The 16,394-nt window shown below is 57.0% G+C and carries 15 protein-coding genes and 1 pseudogene; 7 read left to right on the top strand and 9 right to left on the bottom strand.

The window, feature by feature from the left end:
• The first annotated feature begins 13 nt into the window (after window positions 1-13).
• From GOW56_RS18510 to GOW56_RS18495, 4 genes are all read left to right on the top strand, one after another.
• Window positions 14-778 (top strand): DUF3299 domain-containing protein, encoded by a 765-nt coding sequence (locus GOW56_RS18510; RefSeq protein WP_171206811.1) that lies wholly within the window; start codon window positions 14-16, stop codon window positions 776-778.
• A complete protein-coding gene (locus GOW56_RS18505; protein WP_171206810.1) occupies window positions 775-1,953 on the top strand; it encodes a carbohydrate porin in 1,179 nt (392 codons plus the stop codon). Before GOW56_RS18510 ends, GOW56_RS18505 begins: the two co-directional genes overlap by 4 nt.
• A 50-nt stretch (window positions 1,954-2,003) precedes the next feature.
• Complete coding sequence (locus GOW56_RS18500) at window positions 2,004-3,245, top strand: dipeptidase (protein WP_171206809.1); 1,242 nt, start codon at window positions 2,004-2,006, stop codon at window positions 3,243-3,245.
• A 485-nt stretch (window positions 3,246-3,730) separates the two neighbouring features.
• The gene (locus GOW56_RS18495; protein WP_171615414.1) at window positions 3,731-4,084 is read left to right on the top strand and encodes a hypothetical protein; all 354 of its coding nucleotides are present in this window, start codon (window positions 3,731-3,733) and stop codon (window positions 4,082-4,084) included.
• Window positions 4,085-4,543: 459 nt separating this feature from the next.
• On the opposite strand, the gene GOW56_RS18490 is transcribed toward GOW56_RS18495, so the two are convergent.
• The 3 genes and pseudogenes from GOW56_RS18490 to GOW56_RS18475 all read right to left on the bottom strand — a co-directional run bounded on the left by GOW56_RS18490 (window position 4,544) and on the right by GOW56_RS18475 (window position 6,308).
• Complete coding sequence (locus tag GOW56_RS18490; RefSeq protein ID WP_171206808.1) at window positions 4,544-5,284, bottom strand: SDR family oxidoreductase; 741 nt, start codon at window positions 5,282-5,284, stop codon at window positions 4,544-4,546.
• A gap of 28 nt (window positions 5,285-5,312) precedes the next feature.
• Window positions 5,313-5,807 (bottom strand): annotated as a pseudogene (locus GOW56_RS21890) (zinc-binding alcohol dehydrogenase family protein).
• Window positions 5,808-5,948: 141 nt separating this feature from the next.
• A complete protein-coding gene (locus tag GOW56_RS18475; RefSeq protein ID WP_171206805.1) occupies window positions 5,949-6,308 on the bottom strand; it encodes an alcohol dehydrogenase catalytic domain-containing protein in 360 nt (119 codons plus the stop codon).
• Window positions 6,309-6,399: 91 nt separating this feature from the next.
• Here GOW56_RS18475 and GOW56_RS18470 point away from each other — a divergent pair, with 91 nt between their 5' ends.
• On the top strand, window positions 6,400-7,236 hold the full coding sequence (locus tag GOW56_RS18470; protein ID WP_171206804.1) for a LysR family transcriptional regulator: 837 nt from the start codon (window positions 6,400-6,402) through the stop codon (window positions 7,234-7,236).
• 2 nt (window positions 7,237-7,238) lie between these two features.
• On the opposite strand, the gene GOW56_RS18465 is transcribed toward GOW56_RS18470, so the two are convergent.
• From GOW56_RS18465 to GOW56_RS18440, 6 genes are all read right to left on the bottom strand, one after another.
• Window positions 7,239-7,934 carry an SDR family oxidoreductase gene (locus tag GOW56_RS18465; RefSeq protein WP_171206803.1) on the bottom strand — a complete coding sequence of 232 codons (696 nt, stop codon included), beginning with the start codon at window positions 7,932-7,934 and terminating at the stop codon, window positions 7,239-7,241.
• A 10-nt stretch (window positions 7,935-7,944) separates the two neighbouring features.
• Entirely contained in the window at window positions 7,945-8,454 is a 510-nt protein-coding gene (locus tag GOW56_RS18460) for a nuclear transport factor 2 family protein (RefSeq protein WP_171206802.1), read from the bottom strand.
• 60 nt (window positions 8,455-8,514) lie between these two features.
• Window positions 8,515-9,468, bottom strand: coding sequence for an alpha/beta hydrolase (locus GOW56_RS18455; protein WP_171169045.1), 954 nt, complete (start codon window positions 9,466-9,468; stop codon window positions 8,515-8,517).
• A gap of 113 nt (window positions 9,469-9,581) precedes the next feature.
• Window positions 9,582-10,469: an AraC family transcriptional regulator gene (locus tag GOW56_RS18450; protein ID WP_171206801.1), complete on the bottom strand. Its 888-nt coding sequence runs from the start codon at window positions 10,467-10,469 to the stop codon at window positions 9,582-9,584.
• A gap of 513 nt (window positions 10,470-10,982) precedes the next feature.
• Entirely contained in the window at window positions 10,983-12,293 is a 1,311-nt protein-coding gene (locus tag GOW56_RS18445) for a sensor histidine kinase (protein ID WP_371807920.1), read from the bottom strand.
• A gap of 53 nt (window positions 12,294-12,346) precedes the next feature.
• Window positions 12,347-13,015 carry a response regulator transcription factor gene (locus GOW56_RS18440; RefSeq protein WP_171118947.1) on the bottom strand — a complete coding sequence of 223 codons (669 nt, stop codon included), beginning with the start codon at window positions 13,013-13,015 and terminating at the stop codon, window positions 12,347-12,349.
• A 139-nt stretch (window positions 13,016-13,154) separates the two neighbouring features.
• On the opposite strand from GOW56_RS18440, the gene GOW56_RS18435 reads away from it, so the two are divergent.
• Both GOW56_RS18435 and GOW56_RS18430 read left to right on the top strand, forming a co-directional pair.
• Complete coding sequence (locus GOW56_RS18435; RefSeq protein WP_171118945.1) at window positions 13,155-14,243, top strand: tricarboxylate transporter; 1,089 nt, start codon at window positions 13,155-13,157, stop codon at window positions 14,241-14,243.
• Window positions 14,244-14,319: 76 nt separating this feature from the next.
• Window positions 14,320-16,350 (top strand): tripartite tricarboxylate transporter permease, encoded by a 2,031-nt coding sequence (locus GOW56_RS18430; RefSeq protein WP_171206800.1) that lies wholly within the window; start codon window positions 14,320-14,322, stop codon window positions 16,348-16,350.
• Window positions 16,351-16,394 lie beyond the last annotated feature (44 nt).

Raw genomic sequence — 16,394 nt, 5'->3', positions numbered from 1 at the left:
TTGGAGAGATTTGATGTTCCCTTGGTTTCGCGCCGCAGTTGTCGCAGGCTTTGTCCTGAGCGGTCATACCGCAATGGCAACGCCCAATGCGACGCTTGACTGGTCTGACCTACCGGACCCGTCGGTGCAGGTGTTCGATGACCCTTATCGTGATCTCAGCCCTGAACAGTTTGACGATGTCCTCTTTGTCGTGCGCTTGCGCGGCAGGTTGCAGCAGGATGTCGGCAGCGTTGAGGAAAGACAGAAATGGCAAGAGCTTCTGACCGAGACTGAAGACGCCTTGTCCGAGGGTGGCGTTGATGTCGACTGGCTGCTCGATCAGCGAGAGGATGTGAAAGAGCGGCGAAGAAAGGCAGGAACAAACGGAAATCCGCAACTCGATGGCCAGAGTGTTACGCTGACAGGCTTTGCCATTCCCGCGCCGAACGATCCGGACGGGCGAGCGGTTGCATATTTGGTGCCAGAACGCGGGATGTGCAGCCACATGCCCCCGCCTCCGCCCAACCAGATGATCCGGGTGCGGTTGAACGACGACTGGGCCCCCAGTTACTTCCATGAACCCGTTCGGCTCACAGGTAGGCTGACGATTGAACCCTCGGTTCAGAACATGATGGTCGTGGATGGGCTTGTGCCGATGAATGCAACCTTCAAATTGGAGACGGACAGCGTTGAAACGCTGGTAACGAAGGCCGACGGTCTGGAATGGCGGCAGCGTGCAGCCGATCGCGCCCGAGCCGCTGGCAATCGTAAAACTGGCGGCGCAAAGGCGTCGGAATGATAAGGCGCCTTGTTGCCGCATTGAGTATTGCCTGCGCGGGTACAGCGTCTGCCCAGGGGTTGTCCGGGCCTTCTTCGGTCGAGGCCGAGCTGAAACCTGGCGATGGCCTGACCGATCCGCAATACCGTTCCGGATTTCCGCGCAACATCGCGCCGGGTTGGTTTCGGTGGAAAGACCGGCTGGCCGAGAGCGGATTTCGGTTCAACGTGGATTACCTGGCGTTGGGTCAATCCACGAACGCCGATTTGGGAACTGGTGAAGCCGCTAGTGGAATCGCTCGCGTCTACGGCAGTTGGCAGGCAACCGAGCGGGGTTCATTGACATTCAAAATCGAAGATCGGCACGGATACACCGATGTTGCCCCGCAATTCCTTGGGCTGGACGGAGGCGCATTGTCGATCACCGGGACTGCCTTCAACGACAATGGTTTGTTGCTGACCAACCTGTTCTGGACCCAAAGGGCCGAGAACGGCGCGTGGACGCTGCAAGTCGGCCAGATTGATGTGACGGACTTTGTGGATATCTATGGATTGGTCAGCCCCTACAGCGGGTTCCAAAACCTGTCGTTCAACACCAACCCGACAATCAACACACCCAACCAGGGAATTGGCATTGCCGTTGGGATAAAGCTGAGCGAAAACTTCTACGCCGTTGCCAGCGTTGCTGACGCAAACGCCGATCCGTCTGATCCAAGTCTTGACGTGTTCAGCGACGGCAATCTCTTCAAATCGTTTGAGATTGGTTACACTTCGGGCTTTGATCGCATCTATTTCGACAATGTCCATTTGACCCTCTGGCATGCAGATGCGGCCGACGATGGCAGCCGTGCAGAAGATTATGGGGCCGTGTTTTCCGCGGCTTGGTTTGTCGACAACAAATGGATGCCATTCGTTCGGGCAGGGGCGTCGAAAGGCACTGCAGCGCTGTATGATCGTTCGGTTTCTGCCGGGCTGGGCTATTACGGTCGAAACACCGATCTGGCCGGTTTGGGTTTGAACTGGGCCGAAGCAAGAAAAATCGATGGCGATCAGTTCACGCTGGAAGCATTCTATCGCTTTTCGATCTCACCCGGTCTGCAAATCACGCCGTCACTGCAGTTCATCTCCAATCCGCTGCTGAACCCCAATCAGGATAGTATCACATTGTTCAGCCTGCGAACCCGGATCGTTTTTTGATGCGGCTCGAAAGCAGCAACTCACCCGAAGCCAATTTGGGAGGCTCAGTCATGAAAACTTTGTTGGCCGCAAGCGCCATTGCAATCGTATCCGGTGCCGCGCTGCACGCGAGCGAGGAAAGCAAGACATGGGATGCGTCGGATGAAGCAAAGCAATTTGTGAAGGACACAATCGTGCTTGGCATGTTGGCCAGCCCCTACGGCACCGGCTGGACTGAAGACGAACAGCTGCACACTTACTTCGCGCGGGCTCGGGACAACGGAATAACAGGTCATGAGATGACGCTGGCCGCAGCGGATATGTCTTTTGAAACCTTTCTTGATCAGCACTACCACTTCCGGTCGGCGATGGCGCAACAGCCAGAGAATTACCTGATCGTGAATGAAACCCGCGATATCGAAGCCGCCCAATTACAAGGCAAGACGGCGGTCATCTGGAACAGCCAGACGGCGACGATTCTGGATGGCGACCTGAGGAAGATGGCGTTGCTCAAGGATATGGGGATCAAGAGTATGATCCTGGCCTACAACGATATCTTCCGCACCGGGTCGGGGCAGTTGGCGGCCTATAACGGGCGCGATATCGGTCTGACCCCTTGGGGCAAGTCGGTGATCGATGAAATGGTGCGTTTCGGCATCCTTCTGGACCTGAGCCACACGGGTTCCAAAACGGCCAACGACGCCATGGACTACATGGACGAAAACTATCCCGGCGTGCCTTATGTTTACACGCATTCGGTTCCTGCCGGCCTTTACGCAAACGAACCCGGTGCGACGCCACGCGGGTGTTATCGGGCCATTCCCGATGACGAGGCCCTGCGTGCGGCCAAATCGGGTGGCTATGTGTCTCCGACATTCACTGAATGGATGATGGACGGCGTTTGGCCTGAAGATATCTCACCCAAGCAAGCCGCCGACATGATCGACTACTATGTCCAACTTGTTGGGGTCGACCACGTTGGGATCGCAACCGACGACATGTTCTCGACTGAATTGGTTGTGCAGTTCGCGACTGCAAACGCAAGCATGTATGATGATGGCGGCTACATGATCGACGCGTTCAACAAAGGGGCGACCGGCAACGGTGAGCTGGCCAAAATCCTTGCGGCAATCACCGATGATCTCTGGGCAAGGGGGTATTCCGATGAAGACCTCGAAAAGATCTATGGCGGCAACAAGATGCGGGTTTACGCGCAAGTCTGGGAGGGCAAGCCCCCCGAACAATTTCTGAAAGAATACCCCGAGCGTCTGCGTCTCAGACAGGAACTGCGAGAAGGGTTTTATTCGCGATAGACGTTCAAGACCGGCATCAATGATGATTGGCCCCGGATGCGGAACAGCGCAGGAATTTTTGGGGAAAGGCTGGTGGGTGATGAGAGACTCGCACTCCCATGCCTACCCAACAAAGAACCTATTTTATAGCGCTTTTTAGCCGCTGCCTTGATTGTGATGTACTCCTCCAATGTACCGAAGGTCAACACTCGTCGGCTGGCCAGCATCAACAATCAAAAGCGCGTAACCTGACTAGATGAGGCGCTTAGGTGCATTGTGTGGAAAGGAATACAGTTCCGAACCTGCCTAAAAGTGACTTAAATGAGGGTATTTCCAAGTGTCTTTGTGGCTCGATATTTGCTACCAAGTGTCCATTGCGACAAGTTGCTACTTGGCTCTACTCATCAACAATTGTTAGTCTCATTTCGAAACCGTTTGAGAGTTTTCGCGTCAGTGCTTACTTTCAGGTTTCAAAAAGCAAAAAACAAAAAATTGGATAGTGGAAAATGTTCAAGCGACTAGTTTTCGCCGGGGCATTTCTCGTGCTTTCAGGCTGCGCTGAGTCAATAATGCAATCATATGTCGGGCGAGATATTACAGACGTAATACTCGACTACGGTCAGCCAGATAACGTGGTCAAGCTCCCAGATGGACGTTTTGCGTTTCAGTGGAGCAACACGACGTCCTATACGGCACCAACGACAACAAATGTCTATGGCTATGGAAACAGCGCTACCGCCTACACGTACGGTGGTGGAACGACTTATTCGGAGTGCCTGTACACCTTATTCGCGAAACCAAATCCACAAGATAGCTTTACAGTGATCGGCTATAAAAAACCGACTTTGATGTGTGCATAGTTTAACCTGTATCGCTAGAGCGGGACTGCCAAAGTTAGAGACGGTCCCTTTTAGCTTTGTGGCACTCCCAAATGAAAAATGTGTAGATATGACGGGTCGCTTGTGTGGCTGACGCTTGAAGCGCGTTGGGCGGACGCAAGCCGGTGCTACGGCCAATCAAGTATCGGAAGTATCGGTGCAAAGGACAGTTTCTAGGCTCCAATCTCAGTGATTTACAGCCAGAATGGGACTGTAGCAGCGAGAGCGATGCCCGAAGATCTCCCTCTCAGCAAGCGCTCTCGCGGCAACCGTTCTGTCTTAGCTGCAAATCGATGAGCCGTGAGCCTAAGAAATTGCGCCTGTGCTTGCGTTCGGCCCAACTTGCGCACCGCCTTCAAACGATTTGCCAACTTTGACCAAAGCCAGACCAAAGGCTGTTTTGGGCAGGCTGTGTTCTTAACGCCAGACTTGGGTCAGGCGTCAGTCACGTACAAGATGGCCGCCATCCACATCCAGAACGGAGCCGGTTAAAAACCTGTTCGTCATCGCCATGATCACGGCTTGCGCGATGTCCTCGGCCTCTCCGACGCGTCCCACAGGCAGGCTGCCACCAACCTGCGCATACATGCCTTCACGTGCCTCTTCCGACATTGCGGCATAGGCTTCGGTTGCGACCATGCCGGGGCTGATGCAATTCACCCGCGCCCGTCCGGACAGCTCCAGCGCCAACCCCTTCGCCAACGCCTCGACCGCGGCATTTACGGCGCCGAGGCCCGTTGCCACGGCGGATGGGCGGCGGCTGAGCACACCGGAAAAGAATGTTATGGAGCCGCCTTTGACCAACACAGGCAACACTTCGCGCGCAGCCAAATAGGGGCCGATAAACTTGGCCTCGAACATGGCACGCAGATCGTCTGTGGGCAGATCGGCGAACGCACCATGCGCAGCGCTTGAGGCTGAGATCACCAGGTGATCCACCGGGCCCAGTACACCAGCCCATGATCTCACGCCGGTCTCATCGGTTGTATCGACCTGTGCGATCTGCAACCCGCCGCCGATCTCGTCTGCCGCCGCATGCAGCTTGGCAGCACTGCGGCTTGCGATTGTGATCTTTGCCCCGAGGGCGGTGGCCATCTTTGCAGTTGCCTTCCCCATACCGCTGCTACCGCCGACAATGACAATGTGCTTGCCTTTCAGGGCGGTTTCGAAAACCGCGCTCATTTCTATGGCTCCTTTTTTGTTGGATTGATCAGTCGATACCCAGCACCAGCTTGCCGGTGGTTTCACCGGCTTCCAGTCGGTGGTGCGCCTCGGCGGCTTGGGCGATGGGCAGGGCGGTGACCTGCGGGCGCAGAATTTCCGTCTCAAGCAGATCAAACACTGTGGCCATATCCGCGCTAAACTGATCGGGGCGATTGACGAAATAGGTGTATATATCGCTGACACGGACCGAGACGGATTTCTAGAAGTGCTTCGCCAAGTCCTTGGCAAAACTGCCTGCGGGCGGACCGGCAAGAAACCCGAACAGAACGGCGGTACCCAGAGGCGCCAGCACATCGAGATCTGATTTCAGAGACTCTCCGGAAATCGGGTTCAGTGTCAGGTCCACGCCGCACCCGCCGGTGATTTCCATCACCCGCTCGGTGACGTTCTCAGTGCGATAATCAATGACGTGATCGGCACCTTGATCTTTGGCATACCCAACCTTGTCGGTGCTGGTCGAGGCGATCACCGTCATGCCCAGATGTTTCGCGATCTATAGGGCCATAGTCCCTACGCCCCCGGCTGCCGCGTGAACCAGCACGGATTTGCCTGCCATTGCGCCACCCAAATTGACCAGCATGTGATAGGCGGTCATCCCGTTGACAGGGATAGCGGCCGAGGTTTAGAAGTCCACGGTTTCGGCCAGCCGGGTGACATAGGGCGCTGCGATCACCGAATGGGTCCCGTACCCACCGGCACCAATCGGCCCCATCCACGCCACTCGGTCTCCGACAGAGAAGCCTTCGACCCCCTCACCCAGCACCTCGACCAATCCGGCCCCTTCAACTCCGGGTGTATGAGGCAGATCGGGCATCATTCCCTCGGGCATCTCACCGCGACGGATGATCGTGTCGATAAAGTTGACCGCCCCGGCCTTGTTGCGGATCAGGATTTCTCCGGCATCGGGGGTCGGGGTCGCCTTGTCAGTTTCGCGCAAAACGTCCGGTTTGCCGGTCTGGGTGATTTCAACGGCGAAAGGCATGAGCTGTCTCCTTCTGTTGCGCAGAAGGTAGAGGTCACGTCATCGGAAGATAATAGTTGATATCGGAAGATATAATCCCAAAATTAGAATAATGATCTACAACGACCTCGCCCTGTTTACTGTCGTCGCCAACCATCTCAGCTTTTCCAGGGCTGCGGACCGCCTGGGTATACCCCTCAGCCGGGTCAGCCGAAGGATTGCAGAGTTGGAAGGCCATCTTGGCACCAAACTGTTCGAGCGGACAACCCGCCAGGTTCGCCTGACGGAAGAGGGCCGCCGCCTTCTGGATCGATGCCAGGACCCGATTGAGTCGTTGCAGGGTGTCGCGGGTTTTACCGACGATACCAGACGCCAGAGCATCCGCATCACGGCGCCTCCGTTGGCCGCGCGCACGACCATTGGCCCTCGGCTGTTGGATTTTGCGGAGCAGAATCCGGATGTGGCACTTGAGGTGACCACGACCAACATCATGTTGGATTTCTTTCGCGACAATATCGACGTGGCCTTTCGGGTCGGCCCGTTGACAGATTCCAGCCTTGTCGCGAAACGGCTCTGGTCGGTTCCCTATTGCTTTTGTGCGGGACAGGGCTTCATTCGGGAGCGTGCGTTGGACGGGCCGATATACAGACCGGACTTTCTTGCTTTGCCCGCCCTGACAGCTGGTCAGCCCTGGGTGCTTGAGAGCGGGGAAACTCTGCAACTGAAGCACACCGCGCACAGTTTAACGGACCTTGATGTCATTGCTCAGGCGGCCCGCCGCAACCTGGGTGTCGCGATGCTGCCTTTGGATATGGTGGACGGAGACCTGCAACGGCTTGAGGTCACGGACACTATCCCTTTGACGCGGGATATGTTCGCAGTCTATCCCAGTCGTCGCCTTTTGCCCGCGCGGGTCAGGAAGCTGATTGATTTTATGGCACCCGGATAAACCTACCAATCAATCGCAACGCCGTCGCGAAAGAACCCTCCGGTCGGGCCGCCTTTCGGCAAGGTCGCGGCCCAGACAACGCCCTTGGCACCCTCAGAAATCGGACGTCCTCCGCCGCCCATATCTGTTGCGACCCAACCGGGGCACACGGCGTTAACGAGAATGCCCTGAGGTTTCAACGCGGCAGCGGTCTTGAGGGTTAGCGCGTTCAAAGCCGCTTTGGAAACGCCGTAACCGGGTGTGCCGGCGGACATGCTGTTCAGCGACCCCGCGCCAGATGAGACGTTGACGATCCGAGCATCCGTGCCGCGTTGCAACAGTGGCACCGCCGCAATCGTGGTATCCCAAGGGCCGAAAAGGTTCGTATCAAAAGCGCGGCGAACCCGATCCAGATCGGCGAGGTGGACCTGTTGGTCGGTATCATAGTCCACACCCGCATTGTTCACCAGAACATCGAGACGACCGTAGATAGGTTCAACCATCAAAAAGAAGGCGGCAGCGACAGAGTCCGGACTTGAGACATCCAATTCCAAGGCTTCCACCCCATATCCGATTTCATCCGCAGCAGCCTGCCCTTTTGCCAGATCGCGTGCACCCATCAAAACCTTCATCCCGTGGTCTCGGGCCAATTGCCGGGACACTTCTTTACCAATGCCGCGATTGGCTCCCGTCACGAGTGCGATGCGCTGACTGGTCATGTTGCTTCCCTCAATTCGCCTCGGCAGCGCGCTGGCCGGCAAGAGCCACAAGCCCACGATCTCCGGTTTCCCAAAGTGCCGTCATTGTCATCGCAGTAACGACCCAACGGTCGTCTGATGTCTCCAAGATATAGTCATAGCGACCAACCAGCACCCACAAGTCTTTATCAAGGCGATGGGTTGCTGTGAAATCAGCCTGTGCCATGGCGGATGTATCGGACAGAGAGGTGATCGTGTGATTGGTCACCATATGATGCGTCGCGTCGAAACCGGGCAGAAAGGCGGACCATCCCGCCACAAGCTCATCAGCGGGTTGTGTAACCGGGTCTCCGCCCCAGAGGCTGGTGTAATCCGTCGTGACGGTATCGGCAAACGCGTCGCGCACGCGGGCCCAGTCGTGGCGGTCTGCGCCTGCCGCGATATCGGTGATTGCGGTCGAGATGCCTGCCTGTGGTTCGGCGAAAGCTGCGGTTCCGATCATGGAGACGGCAGCAAGAGTCGATGTGAGTTTTCTACGCATGGGGATGCTCCGAATAGATGAGGGTGGACGCCGAACGACTGCTCGGTGTCCAGACAGGGCTTAGTTGCTCGAACCGGCGCGGAAGTGGTCAGCGACGGTATCGGCCGCGCGGGTGACATCCTCGGGGTTGTCGTAGAAATCGAACTGCGTGACATCCTCCAGCCATTGCGCGGTCGCATCGCCTGCGAAACCGGCAAGAAAGGTCTGTACGCCTTGTGGGATCGCCGCGCTTTCCGAGTGCACAATGGCCAGTGGCTTGTCCAAACGCTGCGGATTGTCGGCGGGGTGATAGGTCAGCCAGCCCTCCAAGCCCGCATTGTTCCACTTGTTGTCATATTCCGGGATCGCGCCACGGTCAGCCTCGTAATAGTACCCGCCGATTGGCATCAGCACGCCCTCGGCACCTTCGGGGCCTGCGGCAGGAATGATCTGACCCCCTGCGGCCTCGGCAGCGTGGGACACCTCGATCAGCACAGCAACACCGTCTGCGCCGCCATAAACCGCCTCGACGATCTCTTCATTCTGCAACCATGGTGCAACCAAGCCCAGCCGCTGAACCAGCGGGTTGCCGGAAACCGCATCGACCATGTAGCCAGCCGAAGCGCAGATCCACAGGCCGTTGATGTGATCGGCGTCCACTTCGGGCAGGGTCGCGACGAATGCGAGGGCAGCTTTGATGTCCGATGTCTTGGCCTCGGGGCTTTCGATGAAGCGCACGTTCTTCGGCAGATCGCCCGATTTGCCCCAACCGCGGAAATCAAAGGTGAAGGCAGCAAAGCCGCGCTCGGCCATCTCGCGGGCATAGTTGGCGGGCATCTGTTCCTGAACCGAGGTCCAGGCCCCGGTCACGACGACCGTCGGCAGCGGTTCAGATCCGCGCTCTTCCGGCAGGTACAGCGTGCCGGACAGGGTGGCGCCTTCGTTCTCGAATGTGACGGTGCGGGTTTCAACCTGCGCGACGGCGGCCGTCGACGCCATAAGTGCTGCGGCGGTGTTCAAAGCGAGGGTGTTCATAGCGATATCTCCCAAAGTCTTTCTGGATGGGCACAAGCCCGATGACACCTGAGATACGCTGTCGACGGCAGGCATACTTGTACCGGACTGCCGCGTTTTTGAAAGATTCTGCTTCAGACAGCATTTGCCGCACGAAATGCGCGGGGGGTCTGCCCTACTACCTGTTTGAAACTGTGCGTGAAATGCGCCTGATCTGAGAACCCACAGGCCATGGCGATATCCCCCAGAGGGCGCGCCGGGTCTTCCATCATCTTCATCGCCTGCTCGACCCGGTAGGCCATGACATATTGCATGGGAGTCGAGCCCAGCGTCTCCTTGAAAACCCGCGCGAAATGCGAGGGGCTCATGCCCGCCTCGGACGCCATCTGATCGACGGTGATCGTCTGATCCAAACGGTCCTGAACGTAGGCCAGCACCCGTTGATAGTGCTGAGAGGTAAAGCGCGCGGACAGCTCGACCTCTTCAGCGCGGCGTTTGCCGTATTTCTGCAGCAGCTTGACCAGAAATACCCGGCTCATGGCTTCGAACATTACCGCAGATGACATATCGTCCGTTGCCAGCGCATCGCGCAAAATGACGCCTGCAGCACATAGGTCAGGGTCGTAAAACTGCGGCTGGTCGTGAAACTGCTCCGGCGCCAACAGCATACCGAGTTCCGACTGTGCAAAGCGCTGGACTTTGTCCGGATGCAAGGTGATCACGATCACGTCAGACTGTCCGTACCACCGCCAACCTGACCGCATGCCTGCCGGGGTCACGATGACTTCGTCCTTGCGAAAGGTGAAATCACGCAGTGTCCCATCTCGCCAGTTTTGACCACGATGCCCATTTTCCTGAAGGTTCAGAAGGACATGATGTTCTGCAAAAACTTCCTCGGGCATCCGATCAGGTTCGGCCCGAAAATACCGCACTGACATCAAACCCGCCGCCGAAGGGCGCTGCATCGCATCGCTGTTCAACAGCGGTTCTGACGGATAGATATCAGCGTATCTCAAAGGCAATGAATGGCTCCGGCTGGCAACATAGATAGATTTGCAGGTATCCGCATCGCGGACAACATTCGATAAGTTGGGCCAACTGGTACAGGATCAAACACCTTGCTGGCGTTATATGTGGTCGTTGAACAGCCTAAGCGACATCATTGATCTGCACTGCCGGGGGAAATACATGAAATAAACGGGTGTGAGACTCAAGTGGTCGTCAGGAACGGCTTTATGTCGGAAAGCAGAACACAGGCGTCTCAGAAGAGCGCTTGCTTTGTTCCGCTAGGCAGTCTCTCGTACGCGCTCCACCGAACGGCCACAACTCAACCATAGATCGCTTGACCCAACATCGGTTTTATCGACGTTGGCGGTTTGTTATGACGCGGAAAATTAGCCGACGGTTGCGAGGCCAGCCGTTCAGAACATAGTCCGGCAACAACCGCAATGCGCAACGAAGCACCAGTTCGCTGCAGCTGCAAAGAATACCCTTTGATTTTAAAGGGTTTCGGCCTCCCAAAAGCTGGAAACGACTTAAAGGGCTATGGGAAGCTCCAATGTAACGCTCGCTCCTTTTTCCACTTGGTTGATTGCAACCACTCCTCCATGGCGTTTTGCCACCGCTGAGACAATTGACAATCCAAGGCCGCTGCCTTCCGAGTACTCTAGCTGCGAAAACCGACTGAATGCTGCTTCGCTTTGGGCGGGTGAAAGACCAGTTCCGTCATCGGCCACAGTAAGTTTGACATTTCCTCCGTCACAGAGCAGCACAATTGATATTCGGCTCAACTTAGCGCCACCATGTTTAACTGCATTGTCCAGCAGGTTTTTGATGGCCTCAGTCAAAAATACCCGATCCCCTGTTACCATGATTGCAGACTCAGGCATCGTGACCTCAAAATCGATCCCATTTGCCAGAATGTGTACGCCCATCTCTGCACAAGCCTCTTCCACGACCAAGCGGAAATCAATCTTTTCCATCTGATCCTGATGCGTAGGTTGCCGCAGCCGTTCCAGTGATAACAGCTGTTCCGCCACAGTGGCCGAGTTCTTTGCTGCTGCCACAAGCTCGACAATGCGTTTGTCCCTGTCTTCATCCGTTTTTGCATCTCGCAGCGCCTCGGCCATGGACTGGACTGCGGCTGCTGGATTTCGCAGTTGATGCGCGGCTTCTGAGATAAACACTTGATGGGCGTTTATATTGTCTTCGACCTGCCCGAACAGCCGGTTCAGGGTCTGAACAATGCCACGGACTTCGGTCGGGACCGGGCGTTTTATCTTGCTGAGGTCGTCGGGCGAACGCAGGTCAATGGCGTCCTGCAAGTCCAGCAACGGTCGTAGGCCGCGCGCAACGCCGAACCAGACGACAAAGCCAAGGGTGGCCATTAGGATGCCCATCAGTATAGCTGCTCGGATCGACAATTCGTTGGCAAACGCGTTGCGATCCGCGATGCGTTGCCATGCGGTGACCGTCGCATCTCCTACCAGGTTATCCAGTGTGACCCGTTCGGTCATTTTCAATACGCGCACCGGCTCGTTACGATAGACCGCTTCGAAAAACTGGGGTTGGTAAACGTCCTGTTCTGTCGGGTTTGCCGATGCAGGTGGATATGCGTAACCGGTCACGTAGATACCGCCGGGTCCGGTCACGTGGTAAAAAATCTCTCCCCCCGATGCATCGCGGATTAAGCTGCGGGTGGTGGGCGATAAAGCATCGCCGTCTGACACCGCCACATCGCGCGAGATCGCCAGACCAGCAGATAACAGGCTGTCGTCAAAAAGCTCTTGCGCCGTTTCCCGGGCAACCGTGTAGCGCCAATATCCAAGCAGGATCGCGAGCAACACCAAGGGCGTCAGGATCAGAATGAACAGCCTAAGCCGGAGCGAACCATGCCTGATCACTTCTGCACCTCAAGCAGATACCCAAGACCGCGGGCTGTCTTGATCCTAATACCAAGGTTCTGAAGGCGTTTGCGCAATCGCGATACATGAGGTTCAACGGCAGAGTCTTCGACATCCGCACCAACGCCGTAGACATAGTCAGTCAGCTGGCCCTTGGGGACAATTCTGCCGCGCCGTTCCAGCAGGCATTCAAGCACAGCCATTTCTCGGCGTGGCACGTCAAGCACCTGTCCCTTTACGCTGACCTGCCGCGCGGTGCGGTCAAATTCCAGTTCTCCGATGGTCTCTTGCGAGCCGTAATCCAGTTGCTTGCGACGAGACAGGGCGCGGATGCGCGCCTCGAGCTCGTCCATCTCGAAAGGTTTGACCAGGTAGTCGTCAGCGCCCATATCCAGACCAGACACTCGGTCACTGGTCTCGGTGCGCGCGGTCAGCAGAATAACCGGGGCGCTGTCACCCCGATTGCGCAACGACCGCAAGATTTCAAGCCCTGACCGACCCGGAAGGTTGATGTCCAGAACGATCAGGTCCGCGCCTTCCTGCTCTAGATACAGATCGGCTGCATCGCCGTCTGTCAGTACATCAGCAGCATGGCCCCGATCCCGCAGGCGATAGGCAATGGCGTTGGCGAGGGTCTCATTATCCTCGACGATGACGATCCGCATTCGGGCTCCTGCAAGTTTCGCGCAAGGTTGGCGCTCCATGATTGCCAGATGGGAGGGGGAATCAACCCCACAGTTCTATTTGCAATCACTGTGGTGCCAAGGGCGCCGACGTGGTTGTCTGGTCAACAGGGAGGAACCAATGGCCATTTCCAACTTCACCCGTCGCGCCGTCGTGGGGCTGATCGCCGCCGCCGGTATCGCAGCACCCGCCGCAGCCGAGGTCGATTTCTCGGGCAAGACCATTGAATGGGTCATCCCGTTCTCGGAAACCGGCGGGTCTGCCAAATGGGCCAACTTCTTTGCGCCGCTTCTGTCCGAGGCGCTGCCGGGTCAACCGACCGTGGTGGTGAAATTTATGCCGGGCGCGGGTTCGACCAAGGGTGCGAACTGGTTTCAGGAGCAAAGCCATGATGACGGTACGCTGCTGTTCGGCACCTCGGGTTCAACTCAATTCCCGTATCTGCTGAACGATCCGCGCGTGCGTTATGAATATAACGACTGGATTCCGGTTATGGCATCGGGAACCGGTGGCGTCGCCTATCTGAACGCTGAGGATGGCGCAAAGTTTGATGGCTCCGCAAACGCGCTGAAAGACACCAACTTCATCTACGGCTCGCAGGGCGCGACCCGGCTGGATCTGGTCCCGCTGCTGGCGTGGCAGATGTTGGGTATGAATGTTGAGCCTGTCTTTGGCATCAAAGGCCGTGGAGACGGACGCCTGATGTTCGAACGTGGAGAGGCCAACATCGATTATCAAACCTCCTCGGGCTATCTGGGCGGTTCGGCGCCGCTGGTCGAGGCTGGTCAGGCCGTGCCGATGATGACATGGGGTGCCTTGGATGCAGACGGCAACATCGTGCGCGATCCGACTTTCCCGGATATCCCGACTTTCAAAGAGGTCTGCGAGGCGACCGATGGCTGTGAAACCAGCGGTGAAGCATGGGACGCATGGAAAGCCTTCTTCGTGGCGGGCTTCCCGGTTCAGAAACTGGCCTTCCTGCCCGGTGACACGCCACAAGAGGTCGTCGATGCCTACACTGCGGCGTTCCAAGCTGTAACCGAGCGTGGTGACTTTGCAGATATTTCGTCCAAACGCGTAGGCAAGTATCCGGTGTTCGTCGGCGACGGCTCAAAAGCTGCGCTGCAAACCGCGACCAATGTGGATGACAATGCCAAGCAATATGTCCTGAACTGGCTGAAGGAAGCCTATGGTGTCGAGTTGAACTAAGCCGACACGTCGTCGCGCGCCCAACGAAGGGCGCGCGCTTTTCTACATACAAGACAATTTATGAAAGGCGGCCGCTATGGAGGTTTTCGCCACCGCTCTACCTGCGCTTGGTGATGCGTGGGGTCTGATCCTGCAACCCATCGTTCTGGGCTATCTCGTGCTCGGCGTCGTTATGGGGCTGGCCGTGGGTGTTTTCCCGGGGCTTGGAGGAATTGCTGGCCTGTCGCTCTTGCTCCCTTTCATGTTCGGCATGGACCCGATCCTGGGTCTGGCCCTGATGATCGGGATGGTGGCGGTGGTTCCGACCTCTGACACTTTCGCATCGGTCCTGATGGGCATCCCCGGCAGTTCGGCATCGCAGGCCACAGTGCTGGATGGCTTCCCCATGGCCAAAAAGGGCGAGGCCGCGCGGGCGCTGTCGGCGGCCTTTTCCTCGTCCCTGTTCGGAGGGCTGGTCGGCGCGACCTTTCTGACAATGTTCATTCTGATCGCGCGCCCAATCGTTCTGGCCTTTGGACTGCCCGAGATGCTGATGATCACCATTCTTGGCCTGTCGATGGTCGCCATTTTGGCAGGACGCATCCCACTGAAGGGCGTCGCTGCCGCTGGATTAGGCCTGATGGTCGGCACAATTGGCGAGGCCGATGCCGGTGGATCGCTTCGGATGGCGACCTATGACATTCCCTATCTTACCGATGGCTTGAAACTTGTCATTGTCGGTTTGGGTATTTTTGCGGTGCCCGAAATCGTCTCGCTGCTGCGGCAGGATCGGTCGATTGCGAAAGGCGCCTCGATAGGTGCTGGATGGCTGGACGGCGTCAAAGACTGGTTTGCGAATATCTGGCTGTCGGTCCGCTGTTCGATCATCGGGGTCGTCGTCGGCGTCATTCCGGGCCTCGGCGGTTCGGTCGTTGACTGGATCGCTTATGGTCATTCGGTTCAAACCACCAAGGACAAAAGTAATTTCGGCAAAGGCGAAGTGCGCGGGGTCATCGGCCCGGAAAGCTCGAACAACGCTAAGGAAGGCGGCGGTCTGGTGCCGACGCTTCTGTTCGGAATTCCAGGCTCGGGCTCGATGGCAATCTTCATTGGTGCGGTTGCGTTGCTGGGGTCGGGGGATATCGAAGTCGGTCCGAGCATGCTTCAGGAAAATCTCGACATCACCTATTCGATCGTCTGGCTGTTGGCGCTGGCCAACGTGGTGGGCACCATCCTGTGCATCGCGGCCTCGGGCGGGATCGCCAAGCTGACCACGATCCGCTTTACCTATCTGGCGCCGTTCCTGTTCATGTTGATCAGCTTTGCAGCCTTCCAATCCGGTCAGAACTTCGAAGACCTGCTGGCCTTGTTTGTGATTGGTTTGATCGGCATCTTCCTGCGACGGTTCGACTGGTCGCGCCCGGCTTTCCTGATCGGCTTTGTTCTGTCGAACCCGGTTGAAAAGTTCACCAATCAGGCCTTCCAGATTGCATCGTTCCGTTTCCGAAAGAGCTTTGGCGAAGGGATGGAATATGTCTTCAGCCCCATCGTCATTGTCTTGATCGTCGTCACGGTTGCCTCGGTTATTCTGGGCATCCGGCAAGCCAAGATGATCATGGCCGAGGGTGAGGTCCAGGCAGGTACAAAGCGTGCGCCATTGGTCTTTCTACTGGTGATCATGGCCTATCTGATCGTGGCTTTGGTCAATGCTAACATGATCCCTGACTACAACATGACCGACAAAATCATCCCCCTGGTGATCGGCTGCATCTCTTTGTTCTGCTGCGTGATCCTGCTGATCCAGATGATGCGGCGGCCCGAGGGCGACGCGATCTTTGCAGACAAGGAAATTGCGGGTGAGGACGCCAGTGCCCCCCATGGTTTGTGGTCCACGCTGGCGTGGTTCGCCGGTCTCATCGCGGCGACATGGGTGGTGGGGTTCATCCTTGCATTGCTGGGTTTCCTGATCGCGTTTTTCCGCATTCGGGCGGGGGCCAGCTGGCAGATGGCGCTGATCCTGACCGCCTGCGGTATCGGCTTTATGTGCCTGATGGCGGGTGCTCTGAACCGCGATTTCCCACCTGGACTGTTGCAGGACATTGTCAGCTTGCCCTGGCCATTGAAATGAGCAGCCCGATGACATCGCTCGGCCTGTGTACCGGGCCGGGCAGG

The sequence above is a fragment of the Ruegeria sp. HKCCA0235A genome (genome assembly GCF_013033235.1).
In the GTDB taxonomy this organism is placed as follows: domain Bacteria; phylum Pseudomonadota; class Alphaproteobacteria; order Rhodobacterales; family Rhodobacteraceae; genus Ruegeria.
Note: the sequence above shows the minus strand (reverse complement) of the source record. Positions and strands in the feature narration are given on the sequence as shown.